Annotated in this window: 5 protein-coding genes and 1 pseudogene; 2 read left to right on the top strand and 4 right to left on the bottom strand. The window is 68.5% G+C overall.

The features are described 5' to 3' along the window. The 3 genes and pseudogenes from VIR15_RS10580 to VIR15_RS10570 form a co-directional block, all read right to left on the bottom strand. A pseudogene (locus VIR15_RS10580) lies at positions 1-1,107 on the bottom strand (hypothetical protein); the annotation flags it as partial. A gap of 87 nt (positions 1,108-1,194) precedes the next feature. Next, the gene (locus tag VIR15_RS10575) at positions 1,195-1,398 is read right to left on the bottom strand and encodes a hypothetical protein (protein WP_331927441.1); all 204 of its coding nucleotides are present in this window, start codon (positions 1,396-1,398) and stop codon (positions 1,195-1,197) included. 87 nt (positions 1,399-1,485) lie between these two features. Next, positions 1,486-1,677, bottom strand: coding sequence for a hypothetical protein (locus VIR15_RS10570; protein ID WP_331927440.1), 192 nt, complete (start codon positions 1,675-1,677; stop codon positions 1,486-1,488). 198 nt (positions 1,678-1,875) lie between these two features. On the opposite strand from VIR15_RS10570, the gene VIR15_RS10565 reads away from it, so the two are divergent. After that, positions 1,876-2,085: a hypothetical protein gene (locus VIR15_RS10565; protein ID WP_331927439.1), complete on the top strand. Its 210-nt coding sequence runs from the start codon at positions 1,876-1,878 to the stop codon at positions 2,083-2,085. A gap of 218 nt (positions 2,086-2,303) precedes the next feature. Further along, on the top strand, positions 2,304-3,026 hold the full coding sequence (locus tag VIR15_RS10560; protein ID WP_331927438.1) for an AfsR/SARP family transcriptional regulator: 723 nt from the start codon (positions 2,304-2,306) through the stop codon (positions 3,024-3,026). A 56-nt stretch (positions 3,027-3,082) separates the two neighbouring features. Here VIR15_RS10560 and VIR15_RS10555 read toward each other — a convergent pair. Continuing rightward, positions 3,083-3,491: trypsin-like peptidase domain-containing protein (locus VIR15_RS10555; protein WP_331927437.1), on the bottom strand; the 409-nt coding region annotated here is incomplete at its 5' end.

Below are 3,491 nucleotides of genomic sequence, written 5' to 3'. Positions count from 1 at the left end.
CACCCGCGGGTCGCGCTCGGCACCGGGCCGGAGGCTGCGAAGCACCGGCCCGACCCGGCCGAAGAGGTCCGGCACACCCGCAAGGTCGGACAGCACGTAGTACCCGTCGAGCCGGACGACCGGGATGAGCTGCTGCACCATCTCGACGTGCATGATGAAGGCGGCCAGGAGGAAGACGCCGCTCCCCGTCGTGAGGTAGAGGCTGGCCAGCACGATGAGGCACAGCACGTTGAAGTAGAGCCCGCCGAGGTCGGTGCGCAGGCGTCCAGCACGGCTGAGGCGGTACGAGTCCGTGACATCGGTGTAGAAGGCGGGGAAGATCAGGTAGACGCCGAAGCCGATGGCACCGGGGCGTCCGCCACTGTAGGCACATGCCGCGGCGTGCCCGCTCTCATGGATCAGTCCACCGAGTGTGAGCACGCCGTACAGGGCAAGCATGAGCGCCGGTGTCGTCAGGACCTCCACGACGGCTGCCCCGAGGTCACCGGTCGTCAGGAGCCGGATGTCGAGCACGACGACGGCGATGAGGGCCGCGACGACGACCGGTGTCCAGAAAAGCGGGGCCAGCGCCCGGCCGAGCCTCGGCACCCACCGGGCAGGGACGATCACGCCCTTCAGCGACAGCGACAGGAGCGGGCGGGCCTTCGGCAGGGCGACCTTGCGCCTGGGCCGCGCGGGGGGTGCGGAGCTGGAGGGTGTGGAGGGTGCGCTGATGGGCGGCGCTGGCTCGGCCGACGCCGTGGTGGTCGCGATGCGGCGCGGAGACGGTTGCCCTGAGGAATCCGCTTGTGGGCCCGGGGCAGCGGGGCCGTCCACCACGAGACCGAGGGGCTTGAGCCGAGTGTCGATGAGGTAGGCGAGGCCCTCGGCGCTGAGGGTCCGGCCGTAGGAGCGACTGACCATGGCAGCGACGCCTTCGGTCGAGCGCCCGTCCACGATGTTGCTCAGGACCAGGTGGAGCAGCTCGGAGATCTGGATCATCTGACCATCGGCGCGGCGGACCAGGTACGTCGCCTCACTGAGACCTGAGTCCTCCACCTGCCCGAGCCGCTGCAGTCCCTTGGCCAGTCGCCACGTCGACACGGCAGGTCGCGCGGTTGCGGTCACTCGTCCGTCCTTCCCTGTCCTGGTCACGTCATCCGGGAGCGTGCGGACGGCGGGCGCGTTTCTGGGGTCGCGCCCGCCGTCTCGCCCCTAGCTCCAGATCGCCAGGTACTGGCCGGCCACTGCGTTGGCGGTGACGTTGCTCGACGCCGCGTTGATGGCGAAGGCCAGGTTGACCCCGACGATCGTGTTGACATTGACGCACGCGAACTGGCACAGCGTGTCGCGTGTCGGCAGGAGAGCCACGATCTGTCGATCCAGCTCTCGGTGGTCGATCGATGCTGCCTCGTGCATTCGGGCCGTCTCCCTTCAGTCCTCGTGAGATCACGATGGCCCCGGCGCGGCTCCCGTGATGCTCACAGGAGCCCCGCCACGATGGGATCAGCCCTGACTCACGGAGATCGACTGCAGCGCAGCGCTGTTGGCCTGCGACCAGGCGGTAACGGCGTTGAGAGCAACCGACGAGTTGCTGGCGTAGATGTTCGACCAGTTGTGGTTGAAGAACAGCGTCTCCTTCGACGGGAGCAGGGACACCAACTCCGTGTCGAGTTCAGCAAAGGTCAGGTTCTCCATGTGGTTCACCTCCTCCCCAGATGAGTTGATGTGCGCCAGTGGAGCGCACACTCCGTGACCGCAGCGTGACCGGACCGTGACCTCGTCAGGTGTTTGCTTTCCGTGTGCCTGTGCGGTGGTCCAGAATCATCAGGACGCTCGCACCTGGGCCGCGCGAAAGCGGGTATCGCCCACGTCGGGCCGACCGGAAGGACTTCGATGTCAATCCCCGTAGCACCGGAGAACGAGCCGCGATCGCGCGACGCGGTCATGGTGCTCAGCTGCTGGACCGAGGGCGTGGCCGGCGACCTGCTGGCCAGGGCCACGATGAGTGTCGGCGAGGAGACACGGATCAGGACGCTGTCCTCTCGGGAGCAGATCCACGAGGCTATCGACGACTGGCTGGACGAGATCCTCGCGACCCCATGACGCCCTGAGACCGGGCCAGAGCGGAAGCCCGCGCGTGAAACGGGCGCATGCCCAGCGGCATACGGCCGGGTATCACCGGAAAAGAGCGCATCTCTTTTTCAGGACAACTGTTCGCATCCGGGTGAATACTGGACGGATGATGCCGAGCGAGCCCGTCGTCAGGGGGACGGCGGCCGTGAGGACCACTGTTTGACAGCTGTCGATCAACTGGGGGATCGATGTCTACACAGGCTTGCCGGATCAGGTTGTTGGGCCACTGGCGTCTCGACCTCGAGGGTCGACGCGCTCAGGTCGGCAACCGCGAGCAACGCGTGACGGCCCTGCTCGGGCTGCGGGGCACCCAGCCGAGAGCCGCTGTCGCAGGCACGCTCTGGCCCGACAGCACGGATGTCCGGGCGCGCGCGAACCTGCGTACCTCCCTCCTTCGCCTCCGCAGCCTGGACGCCGGGATCGTCGATTCCGGCCGTGCCAGCGTGGCGCTCGGACCGCAGGTCCTCGTCGACGTCTGGCACCTGCTCGACCGTCTCGACCAGGTCGAGCGGCTCGAGACACTCGACGGCCTGGACCTCCACGCCGCCCTGGCGACGCTGGCCGGCCCGGACCTGTTGCCAGGCTGGTACGACGACTGGGTCCTCTATGAGCGCGAGCGCTTGAACCACAGGAGAATTCGAGCCCTCGACAAGGTCGCGAGCCTGCTCTTGCGGCGAGGCGACACGAGGATGGCGATCAGCTACGCCGAGGAGGCCGTCGCGCTTGAGCCGCTGCTCGAGAGCTCGGTCGCCCTCGAGGTCCAGGCGCACCTCGACGGCGGCAACCAGTCTGCGGCCGTCCAGGCGTTCCAGCGCTACCGCGCGCGTCTCGACGCCGAGCTGCGGATCTCGCCATCGCGGGAGCTCGTCGAGCTGCTGACGTCCGCCGCGCCGGTCAGGTCGCGGCACTGAGACAGCCCCGAGGCAGCCCTGAGCCAGCCCTGAGGCAGTCATGAGGCAGTCATGAGTCAGCCCGGGAGGCACGCGCCGGTGTCGACCTCGCGGTGGGCGCTCCTCGCGGCGTCGAGGACGGGCATCGCCTCGTCGAGCGTCAGGGCGTAGCCGGTGTTGTTGTCATCGAGCGACTTCGCGAAGACGACACCGGCGACCCGGCCGCTGGCGTCGAGGAGCGGTCCACCGGAGTTGCCCGGCTGGACGCGCGTGTAGAGCGAGTAGATCTCGCGTACGACCGGATCCTCGCCGTAGATGTCACGTCCCCGCGCGTCGAGGGCCTGTCGGACCCTGGCCGGAACGACGGTGTAGGGCCCGTCGAGCGGGAAGCCCGGGACAGCGGCAGCGGTGCCGCGCGGCAGGTCCGAGCCGAGTTCGAGCCCCGGCGCGTCCAGGCCGTCCGCGCTGATGACGGCGAGGTCCCGG

This window comes from Intrasporangium sp. (assembly GCF_036566125.1).
Taxonomy (GTDB): domain Bacteria; phylum Actinomycetota; class Actinomycetes; order Actinomycetales; family Dermatophilaceae; genus Intrasporangium.
This window is presented reverse-complemented; position numbering and strand designations above follow the sequence as displayed.

Bases quoted from the DNA above. Each gene is read 5' to 3' on its own strand.
- VIR15_RS10560 (WP_331927438.1), top strand. From the start codon at position 2,304: ATGTCTACACAGGCTTGCCGGATCAGGTTGTTGGGCCACTGGCGTCTC.
- VIR15_RS10570 (WP_331927440.1), bottom strand. From the start codon at position 1,677: ATGGAGAACCTGACCTTTGCTGAACTCGACACGGAGTTGGTGTCCCTG.
- VIR15_RS10575 (WP_331927441.1), bottom strand. From the start codon at position 1,398: ATGCACGAGGCAGCATCGATCGACCACCGAGAGCTGGATCGACAGATC.
- VIR15_RS10565 (WP_331927439.1), top strand. From the start codon at position 1,876: ATGTCAATCCCCGTAGCACCGGAGAACGAGCCGCGATCGCGCGACGCG.